Raw genomic sequence first — 16,300 nt, forward strand, 5'->3', positions numbered from 1 at the left:
AGGGACCCGCAGCCGGGAACTAGCAAACTACTAGCAAACGGCTTGTCACACAGACAAAAAACGGCCTGTGATTGAGTTCACCCTAAAAGGGCTCAATCACAGGCCGTTTTTTTAACGCCAGGCTATCGGGCTACTTGGCACCCAGCCAGAGGATCAAGACTGACTCGCCACCGCAGGACGACCTGCCAGCCAACCGGCGTATCCCATCCCGAAAGTCACCAATATGCATAGGCCCAAAGCCCAGCCCCAGCTATTAAACAGATCATGCAGACCACCCATCGCTGGAGGCCCGAAAGCAGCCAACAAGTAACCCATACACTGAGCCATACCCGACAGAGAGGCGGCTTGCGAGGTGGAGGTGGAACGCACACCAATAAGGGACAAGGCAATCAGGAACACGCTGCCACTACCAAAACCAAACAGCACCGCCCACAACAATGACCAGGACGGCAAGACCAGGAAACCCACAAAGGTCAAGGTCTGCAACAAGGCCCCTGCCAAGGCAACAAGACGCTGATCGTGCAAACGACTCAACAAAGGCATCAACAACAAGGCTGGTACCGCGGTGGCCAACTGCATCAAACCGTGAATCTGCCCGGCATGGTCCGGCTCGAAACCATAGTTCACCAGCATGACGGGCAACCAGCTTGCCAGCATGTAATAAGCCACCGAGTTCAAACCCATATACAGGGTGATATGCCAGGCCAGCGGCAAACGCCACACAGGAGCACTGGCCGACACCGCGGCAGGCGCACTTTGTGCCGCACGTCGATCCGCCCCCAGTTGGGTCGCCCATATCGCAACGCTGGCCAGCGCCATGATGCCCACCACGATCAGGGAGGACCAGCGCCAGCTTTGACCTGTCCACTCGGCCATAGGCACCGCCAGCGCGGAGTTGAACGCCGCGACCAGACCCATGAACAAGACATACAAAGAGGTCACAAAGCTGATACGCATGGGGAAATGGCGTTTGACCAGAGAAGGCAAGAGCACATTCCCCAAGGCAATCCCGATGGCCAGCAAGCCAATACCGGCAAACAGTTCCGTGGTCCCGCCCAATATGCGCACCACCACGCCGATCGCAATCAGCACGGAGGCAATAAACAGGGAACGGGACAAGCCCACCCACCGGGCCATGGAGGCCGCCAGCAAGGAGACCACCGCAAAAATAAACAAAGGCATGGCCGTCAACATGCCCGCCTGGGTCGACGAGAGTGACAGGTCCGCCTGGATCAGCTCCAGCAAGGGTGCAATACCCGTGATCGGCGCACGCAAATTACCCGCGATCAGTAAAACACCCAGCACAACCGTCACGGGGTGAGAGAGCCAGGAAAAACGAGAAAGCGACATGGAAAGTGGCCAGTAGGTGAAAACCCTACTCTATCGTGTTTCGGCCTCGGCGCAAACAGGATATTATGACAACTTATACCCCAAAACGGACAAAGCATGAGTTTTAGCTCGAATCCGCAAGGCGGGCCTATTTTCAGCATCAAGATGGCCATGGGCAGTACGACGGAAAATCCACTGCACACGCATCCCAATGGGCAGCTCATCATGACGCAGTACGGCTCCGTCACCTTGCAAACCGACCAGGGCTACTGGATGGTGCCGCCCCTGTGCGCCGTCTGGGTGCCAGTGGGTATTCGCCACCGTGCCCGTGCCGACGATCAGGCCCTGATTCATTTTCTGTATATTGAGCCCGGCCTGGATCAATTACCCGACCATTGCAGCACCCTGGACCTAAGCCCCATGGTGCGCGAGATGATCATTCATTTAAGCGATCTGGATGCCCATTACGAGCCCAACAGCCAGACCCACCGCCTGGCACTGGTCCTGCTCGAGACCCTGAATCAGATGCCTACCCGCCAACTGCATGTGCCCGTGCCGGAAGACAAGGTTTTGCAGACCATCGCGCAGCATATGCTCAAGCAACCCGACTCGCGTCCTACTATGGCCGACTGGGCAAAAGAACTGGCCATGAGTGAGCGCACCCTGGCCCGACATATGCTAAAACACACAGGGATGAGCTTCGGGCGCTGGCGGCAACAATTCATGATTATGCTGGCCCTGCAAAAACTGGGTTCGGGAATGTCCGTAAAGAGCACGGCCAGGGAATTGGGTTACACCTCTATCAGCGCCTTTATTACCGTTTTCAAATCCATTTTGGGCGATACCCCCAGCCGTTACTTAAGCCAAACCTACTCTTCTTAAGTTTCCATTACCCTCACCACACGCATCCATGTCTTCCACACACCTGTCCCGCCCCGGATATCTGCAGCGCTTATTAAGTTGGTTCCAGATTTCTCACATGTCGGCGGGGCTTATTGCCGTGCTGGTGGGCTATACCAGTTCCGCTGCGATCGTGTTTCAAGCAGCCCAAGCAGCCGGAGCCAACACCGCCGAGCTGGGCTCCTGGATGTGGTCTTTGGGTATTGGCCTAGGCTTGCTGTCCGCAGGCCTGTCACTGCGCTACAAGATTCCGATTCTGACCGCCTGGTCCACACCCGGCGCGGCGCTGCTGGCCACGGGTCTGGTGGGTCTGCCCATGTCGCAGGCCGTAGGAATTTTCCTGTTTTCGTCCCTGCTGACCACTATTTGCGGTCTTAGCGGCAGTTTTCAGAAGCTGATGCAGTACATGCCACGCAGCATTGCCGGTGCCATGCTGGGCGGTATTTTGCTGCGCTTTGGTCTGGACCTGTTTGGTGCCATGCAAACCCAATGGCTGCTATGCCTGAGCATGTTTATCGTGTTCTTGCTGGTGCGTCAGTGGTCGCCCCGCTATGCCGTGCCTCTGGCGCTAGTGGCCGGTGTCACGATTGCCGCCATGCAAGGCCTGCTGAAAATGGAAATTCTGAGCTGGACGCCCGCCACGCCGGTGCTGGTCTGGCCCGAGTTCTCCTGGACGGCTCTGATCGGTGTGGGGATTCCCTTTTTCATCGTCACCATGAGCTCGCAGAACATTCCGGGCGTGGCCGTCCTGAAAGCTCACAATTACGATGCACCTAACTCCACCGTCATTAGCTGGACCGGGATTGTCGGCCTGATCTTTGGCCCTTTTGGGGGCTATGCCTACAATCTGGCCGCGATTAGCGCTGCCCTGTGCATGACGCCGGAAGTGGATGCAGACCCGCGTCAACGCTACCGCGCCAGTGTCTGGGCCGGGATTTTCTACTTTGCAGCCGGGATTTTCGGTGCCACGGTGGTCAGCCTGTTTGCGGCCTTCCCCACCGAGTTGATCGCCGCCATTGCCGGTCTGGCACTGCTGGGCACCATAGGCAACAGCATTCACATGGCACTGGAAGCGCCGGATACCCGTGACGCGGCTCTGGTCACCTTTTTGACTACGGCCTCGGGCATGAGTCTGCTCAATATCGGCAGCGCTTTCTGGGGTCTGGTTTTTGGTATGGCTATGTATCTGATTCAGAAACGAAAAGTTTCCTGACCCCGCCATTTCCCCCCAGTCTGTTCAAGACGGCAACAAGCTTCACATTTGCTTGCTTTGCCGTCTTTTTTCATTAGGCACACTAAAGGCGTAACCACTTTTCTATACGGAGGTGCTTTATGCCTGCTTTATCTCAAGCCCAACAAAAAGCTGCCGGTGCTGCCTTGTCGGCAAAACGCGGTGAAACGCCCCTGTCCAGTCTGAAAGGGGCGTCGATAGAAATGTATAAAACCCTGAGTGAAGGCGAGCTGGAAGAACTGGCCAGTACCGATACGCCACGCCGCAATCTGCCTGAACGCAAGACCTGATCAGACCGCCTGCACGCGTACACCGCTTTGTTCAAAAGCCTGGTGCAAACGCTGGGCAAACTCAGCCGCTCCCGCCTGATCCCCATGCAGACACAAGGTATCGGCAGACAAAGGCACTGTTTTACCGGACAGGCTGGTAACGGTGCCTTGTTCTATCATCTGCATCACTTGCTGCACGGACTGATCAGCGTCGGTAATCATGGCACCAGCTTGCTGACGGGGAGTCAGACTGCCATCGTCCTGATAGCTGCGGTCGGCAAAAACCTCCTGGGCGACTTTCAAGCCTGCATCACGCCCAGCCTGCACCTGAACACTGCCTGCCAAGGCATACAGAATCAGACTGCGATCAATATCCGCCACCGCCTGGGCAATCGCTTTTGCCAATGCCCCGTCGCGGGCGGCCATATTGTAAAGAGCCCCATGGGCCTTGACGTGGTGTAGCGCCGCACCCTGGGTACGTGCAACGGCAGCCAAGGCCCCCACCTGCACCACCACCATGTCATAGACCTGCTCGGGCGTGACGGCCATGACCCGACGGCCGAAACCAGCCAGATCTGGCAAACCCGGATGTGCGCCCAGCTTCACGCCGTGCTTCAGTGCCAAAGCCACCGTCTGACGCATGGTGCCCGGATCTCCGGCATGAAAGCCACAGGCGATATTTACCGACGTCACCCACGGAATCACCTGCTCGTCATGACCCATGACCCAAGGGCCAAAGCTCTCGCCCATATCGCAGTTCAAATCAATACCTAAGCTCATGGAGTTCCCTCTGATAATCCATCCAATCTGCCTGCGGCCTGGGCAATACAACGCCGGAACCACAGCAGCTCTGCTGCATTATGCGTGCGGGGATGCCAGAGTTGGTAAAAACGCATCAGCGGAAAGTGAACCGGACAGGGCAAGACCGTAATAGGCAGAATGCGGGCATAGTACTCGGCAAACTGGCGGTTGGTGGTAAACACCATGTCCGTGCGACTCAAAATCCCCGGCACCAGGCCGAAATACGGCACCACCATCTGTACCTGACGGCTGATGCCCTGCTCGGCCAGACAACCATCAATAAAGCCGCGCTTGTCCGTCACATGGGCTGAAGGGGCCAGATGCGGCATTTCCAGATAATGCTGCAAAGACAGCCCGCGCTGCGCCAGCGGGTGATGGCGGCCCAGCATACAGACCACTTCATCATCAAACAGGCGCGCCAGATGCAGCTTTTCCGGCGGTTCCAGCCAGTTGCCGATCACCACGTCCAGCTCGCCCTCTTCCAGGGCCTGCACGTAGTCCAGATCCGGGTTGATGGTATGGACCACCAGCCGGGCCTGCGGTGCCTGGCGGCGTACCCGCTCGGCAATATCCGGGATAAAAGCGCCATCCAGATAATCCGGTGCGCCCAGATTGAAAACCCGGGTAGACTGACTGGGATCCATAGGCTCTGCGGTAGCAGAAATTCGCTCGATAGCTTGCAGGGCTTCCGTGGCATGTGCCAGCAAAAAGGGACCGCGCTCGGTAGGCACCATCCCCTTTTTACCGCGCAACAAGATTGGATCGCCCGTGATTTCGCGCAAGCGCCGCAAGGCATTGCTGACGGCTGGCTGGGACATGCCCAAGCGGATAGCCGTACGCGAGACGCTATGCTCTTTGAGCAGCGACTGCAACACCCGCAGCAAATGTAGGTCTAGTTGTTCTCGTAATTTTGGCATGGTCTAAATAATACAAGCGCTGGCCCCTGCCGTTGATCCGTGTAGACACTCATACGCTTATATAGTGAACATCATGACAAGCGAATGTTCGCGTCCTAAGCAAATGCTATCTTCGATCCGTAAAAAACCAGTCGAGTGAGATCATGGAGACAAGACCAATTCGTTTTATTTTTCGCGGCCAGGTACAAGAGGTAGCCCAAGCCCCCACCACGCGAACCGTTTTACAGTATATACGTGAGGACCTGCACTGCACCGGCACCAAAGAAGGCTGTGCCGAGGGCGACTGCGGGGCCTGCACCGTCATGATTGGCGAACTGGACCAGAACAATCAATTGCAATTGCGGGCCGTGAACGCCTGTATCCAGTTGCTGCCCACACTCGATGGCAAGGTGCTCTACACCATTGAGGATCTGCGCCAGGACGACGGCACCCTGCATCCGGTACAGCAGGCCATGGTGGACTGGCACGGTGCCCAATGCGGCTTTTGTACGCCGGGCTTCATCATGTCCCTGTGGGGCCTGTACATGAAGCATTCGCCCGAGGACGGCCCGGTTTCCCGTGAGCAGATCGACGATGTGCTGTCGGGCAATCTGTGCCGCTGCACAGGCTACCGCCCCATTATTGATGCCGCCAAGGCCATGCACAGTTACCCGGCTGTCGGTATGGACCGCCCATCCATTGAAGCGCAGCTACGCGCTATTCGTCAGGACGGCATGCTGGCCTATGAATATCAGGGCCAGACCTTCCACGCCCCCCGCACACTGGACCAGTTGGCCCAATTGCGCGAGCAATATCCGCAAGCCCGCATTCTGGCTGGCAGCACGGATATCGGCCTGTGGGTCACCAAGCAATTCCGCGATCTGCCACATCTGATCTACATCGGCCAGGTCGCCGAACTGCGCGAGCTGAAAACCACCGAGGACGATCTCTACATTGGCGCAGGCGTGCTGCTGAACGACGCTTTTGATGCTCTGATCAAAGACCACCCCGAATTGACAGAACTGCGCCAGCGCTTTGCCTCCTTCCCTATCCGCAACGCCGGTACCTTGGGCGGTAACGTGGCCAACGGCTCGCCCATTGGCGACTCCATGCCTGCCCTGATTGCCATGCGTACCCGTGTGGTTCTGCGCAAAGGCGCGGTAGAACGCGTCATGCCTTTGGAAGACCTGTATCTGGCCTACCAGAAAACCGCGATGGAACCGGGTGAATTCGTACAGGGCCTGTATGTGCCGCGTGACAAGGGCCAATGGCAATTCCGCACGTACAAGCTGTCCAAGCGTTTCGACCAGGACATTTCTGCTGTGTGTGCCGCCTTTGCGGTGGAACTGGATGGCAAAATCGTCAAACAGGCCCGCATTGCCTTTGGCGGTATGGCCGCCACCCCTAAACGTGCCAGCCACGCCGAGCAAGTGCTGCAAGGCCAGGAATGGAATGAAGAAAACGTGCAAGCTGCCATGCAAGCGCTGCAACAGGACTACCAGGCCCTGAGCGATATGCGTGCCAGCAGCGAGTACCGCAATCAAAGTGCGGCCAATTTGTTGTATCGCTTCTTCCTGGAAACCCACCCTGAACACGCTTTGAGTCCCGCCCAGTTGAATGTCTTTCACCGAGCTCAAGCCAGCCTGGAGACTTTGTGATGAAAATTGACAGCATCGACCACCTAAACACCGCCACCGCGCAACGAGTCGGCGTGTCCTTTCTGCACGAATCCGCAGACCTGCACGTGAGCGGCACCGCCACCTACACGGACGATTTGCCCGAATTGCAGGGCACGGCCCATATTGCCCTGGGCATGTCCGAAAAAGCCCATGCCCGCTTGCTGAACGTGGATCTGGACGCCGTCCGTCAGGCACCCGGCGTCATTGCCGTGCTCACCGTCGCGGATATTCCCGCTGCCAATAACTGCGGCCCGATTCTGCACGACGACCCGATTTTGGCCGATGGCATTGTGCATTACTTTGGTCAGCCCATCTTTGCAGTGATTGCCAAATCACACGATCAGGCACGCCGTGCTGCTCGTCTGGGCAAGATCACCTATGAAGAGCTGCCTGCCATCCTGACTCCTCAAGAGGCCAAGGCTGCTCAGGTCGGTGTGCTGCCACCCATGCACCTGACCCAAGGGGATGCCCAAAAAGCGCTGGAGGCCGCCCCGCATCGCCTGAAAAGCACCTTCCAGTGCAATGGGCAGGAACAGTTCTACCTGGAAGGCCAGATTTCCTACGCCGTCCCCAAAGAATATGGCGCAGTCCATATCTGGTGCTCCACCCAGCACCCCTCCGAAATGCAACAGCTAGTGGCGCACTGCCTGGGCGTCGGTGCCCACAAGGTGCATGTGGAATGTCGTCGCATGGGTGGCGGTTTTGGGGGCAAAGAATCCCAGTCCGCCCTGTACGCTTGTGTAGCCAGTGTGGCTGCCGTCAAGCTGCAACGCCCGATCAAGCTGCGTCTGGATCGTGACGACGACTTCATGATTACCGGCAAGCGTCACGGCTTCTACTACGAATACGATATTGGCTACGACGACGAAGGCCGCATTCTGGGCGCCCGTCTGGACATGACGGCCAACTCGGGTTTCTCGGCTGACTTGTCCGGCCCGGTTGCCACCCGCGCCATTTGCCACTTCGACAATGCCTATTACCTGTCCGATGTGGAGATGAGCGCGCTGTGTGGCCGCACCAACACACAGTCAAACACGGCTTTCCGTGGTTTTGGCGGCCCGCAAGGCGCTTTGGTGATGGAAGTGGCGCTGGATACGATTGCCCGCCGCCTGGGCAAGGACCCTCTGGATATACGCCAACTGAATTTCTACGGCAAAGAAGATCGCAACATCACCCCGTACGATCAAACCGTTGTCGATAACGTCATCCACGAACTGGTTGGCGAGCTGGAAGCCACCAGCGAATACCGCCAGCGTCGTGAACACATCCGCGAATTCAATGCCAGCAGCCCGATTCTGAAAAAAGGTCTGGCTCTGACTCCGGTAAAGTTCGGTATTTCCTTTAACGTGCCTGCCTTTAACCAGGCGGGTGCTCTGGTCCACGTCTACCGTGACGGCACCGTGCTGGTGAACCACGGCGGCACCGAAATGGGCCAGGGTCTGAACACCAAGGTGGCCCAGGTCGTCGCCCATGAACTGGGCCTGAACCTGGAGCATATCCGGGTAACCGCAACCGATACCACCAAGGTCGCCAACACCTCGGCCACGGCGGCCTCCACCGGCACTGACTTGAACGGGAAAGCAGCTCAAGACGCGGCCTACCAGATCCGCCAGCGCTTGACGACCGTTGCCGCCCAACTGTTTTCCGTTGAAGAATCCAGTGTGAAGTTTGAACGTGGACAGGTCGAAATCGGCGATCAGACCATGCCCTTCTTCCAACTGGTTGAGCATGCATACCAAGCCCGTGTACAGCTCTGGTCTGACGGTTTTTACGCTACGCCAGGCCTGCACTGGGACTCCAAGATCATGAAGGGCAACCCCTTCTACTACTTCTCTTATGGTGCTGCCGTAGCCGAAGTACTGATCGATACGCTGACCGGTGAATCCCGCCTCTTGCGCGCGGATGTGCTGCACGATGTGGGCAAATCCATCAACCCGGCCCTGGATATTGGGCAGGTTGAAGGCGCCTTTATTCAAGGCATGGGCTGGCTGACAACAGAAGAATTGGTGTGGAACGCCCAAGGCAAGCTCACCACTCATGCACCGTCGACTTACAAAATCCCGGCCATCAGCGACTGCCCCGTAGACTTCCGCGTGAACCTGTTTGACGGGCGCAACGCCATGGACTCCATTCACCGCTCCAAAGCCGTGGGTGAGCCGCCCTTGCTGCTGCCCTTCTGCGTGTTCAACGCAATCCGCGATGCGGTCGCCAGCGTAGGCAATTACCAGATCGAGCCAGAGCTGAACGCTCCCGCGACTGCCGAAGCCGTCATGCGAGCAGTTGCGGCTATTCGTCAAGCGAAATGAGTAGCTGGCCCTCTCTTGCCCTCGCCCGCCTGAAAGCGGGTGAGCGGCTGGTTTTGTGCTCGGTGGCCTTGGCAAAAGGCTCCACCCCGCGCACCGCTGGCACCGCCATGCTGTTCAGTCAGACAGAGCAATGGCTGACCATTGGTGGCGGCCACCTGGAATGGGTGGCGGCGGAGCAGGCACGCGTCATGCTCAGCCAGTCCTCCGGCCCCAACTGGAGCCTGAGCCGTCTGCCGCTAGGCCCCAGTCTGGGACAGTGTTGCGGCGGAGTGGTCACCTTGCTGTATGAAACTCTGGGCCCCGAAGACCTGGAATGGCTGGAAGAGCTGGATAAAACAGTGAGCGCCGGACAAGCCAGCAGCCGCCGTTCTCAACTGCTGTCTGACGGCAGCAAGCAAGTGGATATCCAAAGCCCTTCCATCGTGGACGAGTCCCGGCTGGACTACGATGGTTCACAAGGCGTCTGGATGGAAGACCTGCCGCCCCCTCCTCTGACTATCCTGCTGTTTGGCGCTGGTCACGTGGGCGAGGCGCTGGTGCAGATTCTAGGTACGCTGCCATGCCGGGTGCTGTGGATAGACGAACGAGCCGAACTGTTTCCGGCTCAGGTGCCTGATAACGTCAGCCTGGAAATCACCGACATCCCCGATGCCCTGATTGAACAAGCCCCAACCAATAGCTATTTTCTGGTGATGACGCATAATCACGGCCTGGATTTGGCCTTGTGCCAACAAATTCTGCGCCGCCCCGATACGGCCTATGTGGGTCTGATCGGCTCCATGACCAAACGCCGCCAATTTGAGCGCCGCCTGCAACAGCGCGGCATGCCCGAATCCCGTATCCAGGAACTGGTCTGCCCGATTGGCGTACCCGGTATCAAGGGCAAAGCCCCTGCCATTATTGCCGTGGCTGTCGCCGCCGAACTGCTGGCTCATGCCTATCAAATGGGCCAGCTCAGTCGCTGATGCGACCCCGACTTCAAGGACACTATGACTACCTCTTTACACTCTGCCTGTGCCTACCGTGCCCAACTGCTGTACTTTGTAGCGGACCCAGCCACGCTGGAAGATCCTTCCGAAGCCGTGCGCTATCACAGTGATGGTCTGCTGCTGGTTAACGAACAGGGCCAGATCCAAGCCTGTGGCGACTGGTCCGAACTGTCGCGCAGCCTGCCTGCCGGTACAAAGACCGTGGATCTGAGCGGCAAAATCATCATGCCCGGCATGATCGATACCCACCTGCACTTTCCGCAAACCGATATTATTGCCTCCCCTTCCAGCGGCTTGCTGCCCTGGTTGGAAACCTACACCTTCCCGACTGAAGGCCGTTTTGGTGATAGCGAACATGCTCGCGAAGTCGCTGGCGTCTTTCTGGACGAGTTGCTACGCAATGGCACCACTACCGCCCTGGTTTACGGCAGTGTGCATCGCCAATCCGTTGACGCTTTTTTTGAAGAAAGCCACGAACGCAATCTGCGCATGATTGCAGGCAAGGTCATGATGGACCGCAACTGCCCCGACTATCTGCAAGACACGGCAGAGTCCGGCGCACGCGACTCGGAAGACCTGATCAAGCGCTGGCACGGCAAGGGCCGCCAGCTCTACGCACTCACCCCCCGTTTTGCCCCTACATCCACCCCGGAACAATTGGCCGCTTGCGGTGAACTGGCCCGCGCCTACCCCGATGTCTTCCTGCAAACCCACGTGGCAGAAAACAAGGACGAAATCAAATGGGTAAGCGAGCTGTTCCCCAAGAATCGCAGCTATCTGGACGTGTACGACAGCTTTGGCCTGCTTCGCCCCCGTGCCATTTACGGCCACAGCATCTGGCTAGATGAGCAAGACCGCGCCCGCATGCACGATACCGGCAGTATCGCGGCCCACTGCCCCACCTCCAATCTGTTCCTGGCTTCCGGCTTGTTCGACTTCCAGTCGATTCGCCAAAGCAAGGTTCTGCACACCCTGGCCACCGATGTGGGAGGCGGTACGTCTTTCTCCATGCTGCGCACCATGAACGAGGCCCATAAAGTGGCCCGTCTGAACAACTACCACCTGACCGCTGCCTCCATGTTCTACATGGCCACCGAAGGCGCCGCCCGTGCGCTGGACATGCAGGACCAAATCGGTACGCTGGCTCCAGGTGCCGAGGCTGACTTTATTGTGATGGACCCCAAGGCGACGCCCTTGATGGCTCGCCGCAGCACCATGCTGAACTCGCTGGAAGAACAATTGTTCATGCTTGCCCTGCTAGGTGACGATCGCTGCATTCAAGCCAGCTACAGCGCAGGCCGCTGTGTGCATCAGCGCGATCACTAAGCCCATCTGAAACGGGTTCCTGCCTGGCAATTTCAACCATTAAAGCCACTGCCAGGAACCCTCTTCTGCCTACTCAAAAAAGCATCTACACGCGTTTTGTGATTTAACGCGGATTTTACGGTGCCAGCGATACATTGATCCCGTCAGTAGGGAGCCAGCCCCGGCTCCTTCCTCTTCTTGGCGAGATTTCACTATGTCCGGCACATCTACACTGGTGCAACGCAACTCCCTGTTCTACCTGTTAACGCAGGTCGTGGGGGTGACTTTTTTATTTCTTTGGCTGGCCAGCCTGACGCAGAACTGGTCTCCACTCAACCCCTTATTGGCCTCCAGCCCTCAACCTGGCCATATGGCTCATGAAATGAAAGAGGCTCAAGGCCTGCTGACCGGCCTGATTGCCGCTGCTGGCTTGTCTTTTGCCGCTTGGAAGCTGCTGCGTTTGCGCGGTCAGGATGGCTTGTCAGGCAAACGCATCCTGCTCCTGGGCACCAGTCTGTTTCTGGCCGTCCCTTTGCTGATGCTGTTCCTGCAAAGCTCCGCCACCTCTCCGGAACTGGAGTCCGTCTATCGCTGGATGCCAGAGATCAAGCCTTTGCTGGAAGTCGGCGCAGTTCTGGCGGTCGGTGCTGGTTTGCTGCATTTGTACTTTGCGGGCTGGGCCCTGAACCAGGCTCGTCTGCGCTGGGGAGGCCTGCTGGCCGGTCTGGTGTGCGCCTTTTTGCTGGGTCTGCTGGAAGCCGATCAGGAACGTATCAAGCTGACCCAAGTGTTTGCCTCCTTGGCCATCGTCTGGCTCTTGGGCAGCATTGCTTTTTACCCCCTGATCGTCAATCCCAAGCGTTGGTCAGCCTCCCACAGTGAGCGGGCCACGGTAGAAGAAGCCTGGGAACACCTGGCCAGCATCCAGGTACAACGCCGTCGCACCTTGGGTGTCTTTGGTGGCCTGATGGCGGTGATTCTGCCGCTCTTTGCCTCCACCTGGGCCGCCGATTCGCTGGTGTTCCAGTTCACCCGGATGGCGGGTCTGGCTTTGGTGCTGATCGCCGTCCTGGGTCGTTGCTGGTGCATGCTGTACCTGGGCGGGCATAAAGGCTCCAGCCTGATTAGCCAAGGCCCTTACTCCATCAGCCGCAACCCCCTGTACCTGTTTTCACTTTGCGCCGTCATGGGCATGGGAGCGCTCTCGGGCAGCCTGCTGTTAGGCCCCGTGCTGGCCCTCTTTGTGTACGCCGTCTTTAATAATGTGATCGACGAAGAGCAAGTTCTGCTACAAAAAGTCTTTGGTAACAGCTATCAAGATTACTGTCAGCGTGTTCCCCGTCTGGCCCCGAGTCTGCGTCTGTGGAGCAGCCCCAAAGAGCTGCAAGTCTCTCTGACAGGTCTGGCCCGGACTCTGCGCGATGCCCTGCCTTACTTCCTGATCTGGCCTGTCTTTGCCCTGGCACAGTGGCTACAAATCCACGGCTGGGTCCCCGTACTACTACGTCTACCCTGATTAAGCCCAGGTGCAGTAAGCTGAACAAGAACTGTCCCAACCAAGTGGAACAAGCTGTCATGCGTGTTTTGATTGTTGAAAACGATACGACCATTGCCGAAAACCTGTACACCTATCTGGAACTGAAAGGCTTTGCCGTGGATGCCGCCTACGACGGCAATGGCGCGCTGACGCTCCTGCAAGAGCAGGATTTTGATGCTCTGGTCCTGGACCTGGGCCTGCCGGGCCTGGACGGTTTTGGGGTACTGCAGGCGCTGCGCCAGTCCAGCCAAACGCCTATCCCCACTCTGGTTCTGACCGCACGCAGCCAATTGGAAAGCAAGCTCACCGCCTTTGACCTGGGGGCAGACGATTACCTGATCAAACCCTTTGCTCTGGCGGAAGTCGAGGCCCGCCTCCGGGCCTTGATGCGCCGTGGCCCACCCCAGGTCCAACATGGCTCCCTGCATTGGGACAGCCTGGAATACAACCTGGATACAGCCCTGGTTACCGTCAAGGGACAAGACCTGCACCTGAGCTTCAAGGCCCGCCAACTACTGGAAGCCTTGCTACGCGACCCACAAGCCATTCTGACCCGTCGGGCACTGGAAAAAACACTGTGGCCCCAGGGTGCGCCTTCACCCGAAGCCTTGCGCAGCCAAATCCATCTCTTGCGACGCGCCTTGTCCGATGCCGGAGCAGGCTCCATCGAGACCTTGCCCGGCATGGGCTGGCGCTTGCAAAAGGATCAGTAATCAATGGCAAAAACCCTGCGCCGAAGCCGCTTCATGAGCACCCTGACACAACGGGTGTCCTGGGCCTTGACCCTGATTGCAGCCTTGCTGGTCATCATTATGGGTGGACTGGCCTATGTCGCTTTTGCACGCATGGAAGACGAAATGGTCAATGCCATGCTGATCTCCTACGCCCGCAACCCCACCTTGCTGCCAGACAGCGCCTACGACCGCAGCGAGGCACTGGGGGCCGAACTGGACAGTTACTGGTTCTTGCCGGGCCAGGCTCTGGATAATCTGCCTGAATTTGCCCAAGTCCCCAAACCGGGCATTTATGAATTTCATATAGGCAGTGATACCTGGCACGTGCTGCGCCAGGACCAGGAGCAAGGCCACTTGTATCTGGTGTATCGCGCCACCCCGCACGAAGACCGGGTGCGTGAATTTGGTCTGATTCTGCTGCTGATCGGTTCCGCCACCATTTTGCTGGTCTTTTTACTGGGTCGCCGCGTCGCCCGCCATGCCGTCGCCCCCATGCTGACCTTGTCCCGCCACCTGGAAAACTGGGCACCGGGCCGCTCGGGCTTGCCCGAGCATCAGGACGATGAAGCGGGACGCCTGATTCGTGCCTTTAACCGCATGCAAGAGCAAGTTGAAGAGCTGCTCACCCACGAACGGGAATTCGCCGCCAATCTGGGCCACGAACTACGCACGGGCCTGACCGCCATACGCAGCGATTGCGAACTCTTGCTGCTGCAACTGCCCGAAGGCTCCCAACAGCAGCGCCTGCAGCGCATGATGGTCCACGCCGACGCGGTCACCGCCAGTCTGGATGCGGCTGAAAGCCTGGCCTATACCGCAGAGCGCCATGTCCGCGAGGTGGAGCTTCACGAACTGGCCCAACAAACCTGGCAAGCCGTCGCCCTGCTGGACGCGGATAGCAGCAAAGTGCGGTGGAGCAATCTGCTGCCCGACACCCTGATCTACACCCTGGACCCTTATGCCTTGTCCATGCTGCTACGCATCCTGATGCGCAACGCCATCGACCATGCCGCCCCCTGCAAGCTGCAATTAAGCTGGATTGCCCCCTCTGTACTCGCCCTGCAGGACGACGGCCCAGGCATTGCCACACAAGACCAGATCCTGATTTTTGAGCGCCACTTCAGTCAAGGTAAACAACTGGCGACAGGCTTGCGTGAACAGGGCCACCGAGGCATAGGCCTGGCGCTGGCACGCCAATTGGCCCTGGCCCAGGGCTGGAGCCTTAGCGTTCAAAGCGGAGCGAATGAGAAAGGCTGTGTTTTCATGCTGGATCTTGATCCGTCATAAGCCTGTTTGAAGTCAGACTGATACGCCCTTTCCAGGACCGGCTCAAGACACCGTATTCACCGCTGAAACTGAGCTCTCGTAAACCAGGATGGCCGCAGCCAGATCTTCCAAAGCGGTCCCCACCGCTTTAAAGACCGTGCGGCCATCTAAGTCCTTCCGGCCTTCAACCCGCTTGTTCACCAAATCCGCCAGGTCTCCGACCACATCACCCGGCGTAAAGACGCCACGCGACATAGGCCCCAGTAGCTCCCCACTCTTTTGCAGTGCCTCTTGCGTATCAATATAGAGACGCGCATGACTGAAGCACGCATCATCGGCTTCTCGCATCTGCGGGGTGAAGCTACCAATCAGATCAAGGTGACTACCGGAACCCAGCAGCGCACCACGAATAATCGGCTCGGTAGCCAGCGTCGCACAACTAACAATGTCAACCTCGCCCACGGCGCTGCCCAAGTCTGATGCAAGCCGTGCATCAAAGCCTTGCTGGCTCAAACTTTTTACCAGCCTCTGCGCTGCCGTCACATCCCGATCCCACACCAGCACCCGCTCAATAGGCCGGACAACTCGGTAGGCTTCCGGGATCAGACTGCCCACACGCCCACACCCCACGACCAGCAGGCTCCGAGCCGCTGCAGGAGCCAGGTAGGCGGCAGCCAATGCCGATGCAGCCGCCGTTCGGCGAGAGGTAATTTCATTGCCGTCCAGTAATGCCAATGGCTCACCCGTCTTGGCGTCATACAGCAGATAACTGGAATGCAGGCCTGGCAGGCCACGTTCAGCATTGGCGGGGCAGATAGCAACTGTCTTGATACCCAAATATCGGTCTCCTTGCCATGCAGGCATGATCAGCAAGGTTCTGGGAGACGCCTCATCCGTCTCATGCAGTGAGTGAGTATGCCGCAAAGGAACGTGACAACCCGTGATGAACATCTGTTCCAGCGCGGGAATCAGACGATCAAAAGAAAGCGCCTGCCGTGTGTCCGCCGTATTAACAATTTTCATAGTAGTCCTGTGTTTAAAAGGGAATGAAGGTCTGC

The 16,300-nt window shown here is 58.0% G+C and carries 14 protein-coding genes; 10 read left to right on the top strand and 4 right to left on the bottom strand.

Annotated elements, in window-relative coordinates:
* Nucleotides 1–153 precede the first annotated feature (153 nt).
* The gene (locus JYG33_RS06060) at nucleotides 154–1,350 is read right to left on the bottom strand and encodes an MFS transporter (protein WP_207875109.1); all 1,197 of its coding nucleotides are present in this window, start codon (nucleotides 1,348–1,350) and stop codon (nucleotides 154–156) included.
* Between the two features lie 96 nt (nucleotides 1,351–1,446).
* On the opposite strand from JYG33_RS06060, the gene JYG33_RS06065 reads away from it, so the two are divergent.
* The 3 genes from JYG33_RS06065 to JYG33_RS06075 all read left to right on the top strand — a co-directional run bounded on the left by JYG33_RS06065 (nucleotide 1,447) and on the right by JYG33_RS06075 (nucleotide 3,750).
* Complete coding sequence (locus JYG33_RS06065; protein ID WP_207875110.1) at nucleotides 1,447–2,211, top strand: helix-turn-helix transcriptional regulator; 765 nt, start codon at nucleotides 1,447–1,449, stop codon at nucleotides 2,209–2,211.
* A gap of 28 nt (nucleotides 2,212–2,239) precedes the next feature.
* Nucleotides 2,240–3,442 carry a benzoate/H(+) symporter BenE family transporter gene (locus JYG33_RS06070; RefSeq protein ID WP_243430286.1) on the top strand — a complete coding sequence of 401 codons (1,203 nt, stop codon included), beginning with the start codon at nucleotides 2,240–2,242 and terminating at the stop codon, nucleotides 3,440–3,442.
* 119 nt (nucleotides 3,443–3,561) lie between these two features.
* Nucleotides 3,562–3,750: a DUF3008 family protein gene (locus tag JYG33_RS06075; protein WP_207875111.1), complete on the top strand. Its 189-nt coding sequence runs from the start codon at nucleotides 3,562–3,564 to the stop codon at nucleotides 3,748–3,750.
* Here JYG33_RS06075 and JYG33_RS06080 read toward each other — a convergent pair whose 3' ends face one another.
* Both JYG33_RS06080 and JYG33_RS06085 read right to left on the bottom strand, forming a co-directional pair.
* Nucleotides 3,751–4,509: a 5-oxoprolinase subunit PxpA gene (locus JYG33_RS06080; protein WP_207875112.1), complete on the bottom strand. Its 759-nt coding sequence runs from the start codon at nucleotides 4,507–4,509 to the stop codon at nucleotides 3,751–3,753.
* Nucleotides 4,506–5,447: a LysR family transcriptional regulator gene (locus tag JYG33_RS06085; RefSeq protein ID WP_042481505.1), complete on the bottom strand. Its 942-nt coding sequence runs from the start codon at nucleotides 5,445–5,447 to the stop codon at nucleotides 4,506–4,508. The genes JYG33_RS06080 and JYG33_RS06085 overlap by 4 nt, the downstream gene beginning before the upstream one ends.
* Before the next feature lie 143 nt (nucleotides 5,448–5,590).
* Between JYG33_RS06085 and xdhA the strand changes: the two genes are divergently transcribed.
* From xdhA to JYG33_RS06120, 7 genes are all read left to right on the top strand, one after another.
* Nucleotides 5,591–7,084 carry a xanthine dehydrogenase small subunit gene (xdhA, locus tag JYG33_RS06090; RefSeq protein WP_207875113.1) on the top strand — a complete coding sequence of 498 codons (1,494 nt, stop codon included), beginning with the start codon at nucleotides 5,591–5,593 and terminating at the stop codon, nucleotides 7,082–7,084.
* Nucleotides 7,084–9,411, top strand: a complete 2,328-nt coding sequence (gene xdhB, locus JYG33_RS06095; protein ID WP_207875114.1) for a xanthine dehydrogenase molybdopterin binding subunit — start codon at nucleotides 7,084–7,086, stop codon at nucleotides 9,409–9,411. The genes xdhA and xdhB overlap by 1 nt, the downstream gene beginning before the upstream one ends.
* Nucleotides 9,408–10,376: a xanthine dehydrogenase accessory protein XdhC gene (gene xdhC / locus JYG33_RS06100; RefSeq protein WP_207875115.1), complete on the top strand. Its 969-nt coding sequence runs from the start codon at nucleotides 9,408–9,410 to the stop codon at nucleotides 10,374–10,376. The genes xdhB and xdhC overlap by 4 nt, the downstream gene beginning before the upstream one ends.
* 24 nt (nucleotides 10,377–10,400) lie before the next feature.
* On the top strand, nucleotides 10,401–11,726 hold the full coding sequence (guaD, locus tag JYG33_RS06105) for a guanine deaminase (protein WP_207875116.1): 1,326 nt from the start codon (nucleotides 10,401–10,403) through the stop codon (nucleotides 11,724–11,726).
* A gap of 193 nt (nucleotides 11,727–11,919) precedes the next feature.
* On the top strand, nucleotides 11,920–13,221 hold the full coding sequence (locus JYG33_RS06110; RefSeq protein ID WP_207875117.1) for an isoprenylcysteine carboxylmethyltransferase family protein: 1,302 nt from the start codon (nucleotides 11,920–11,922) through the stop codon (nucleotides 13,219–13,221).
* A gap of 59 nt (nucleotides 13,222–13,280) precedes the next feature.
* Nucleotides 13,281–13,955 carry a response regulator transcription factor gene (locus JYG33_RS06115; RefSeq protein WP_207875118.1) on the top strand — a complete coding sequence of 225 codons (675 nt, stop codon included), beginning with the start codon at nucleotides 13,281–13,283 and terminating at the stop codon, nucleotides 13,953–13,955.
* 3 nt (nucleotides 13,956–13,958) lie between these two features.
* A complete protein-coding gene (locus JYG33_RS06120; protein ID WP_207875119.1) occupies nucleotides 13,959–15,263 on the top strand; it encodes a HAMP domain-containing sensor histidine kinase in 1,305 nt (434 codons plus the stop codon).
* Between the two features lie 42 nt (nucleotides 15,264–15,305).
* Here the strand turns inward: JYG33_RS06120 and JYG33_RS06125 are convergent, their stop codons facing one another.
* The gene (locus JYG33_RS06125) at nucleotides 15,306–16,265 is read right to left on the bottom strand and encodes an ornithine cyclodeaminase family protein (protein ID WP_207875120.1); all 960 of its coding nucleotides are present in this window, start codon (nucleotides 16,263–16,265) and stop codon (nucleotides 15,306–15,308) included.
* Between the last annotated feature and the right edge of the window lie 35 nt (nucleotides 16,266–16,300).

It is taken from the genome of Alcaligenes sp. SORT26, from assembly GCF_017377875.1.
In the GTDB taxonomy this organism is placed as follows: Bacteria; Pseudomonadota; Gammaproteobacteria; order Burkholderiales; family Burkholderiaceae_B; genus Alcaligenes; species Alcaligenes parafaecalis.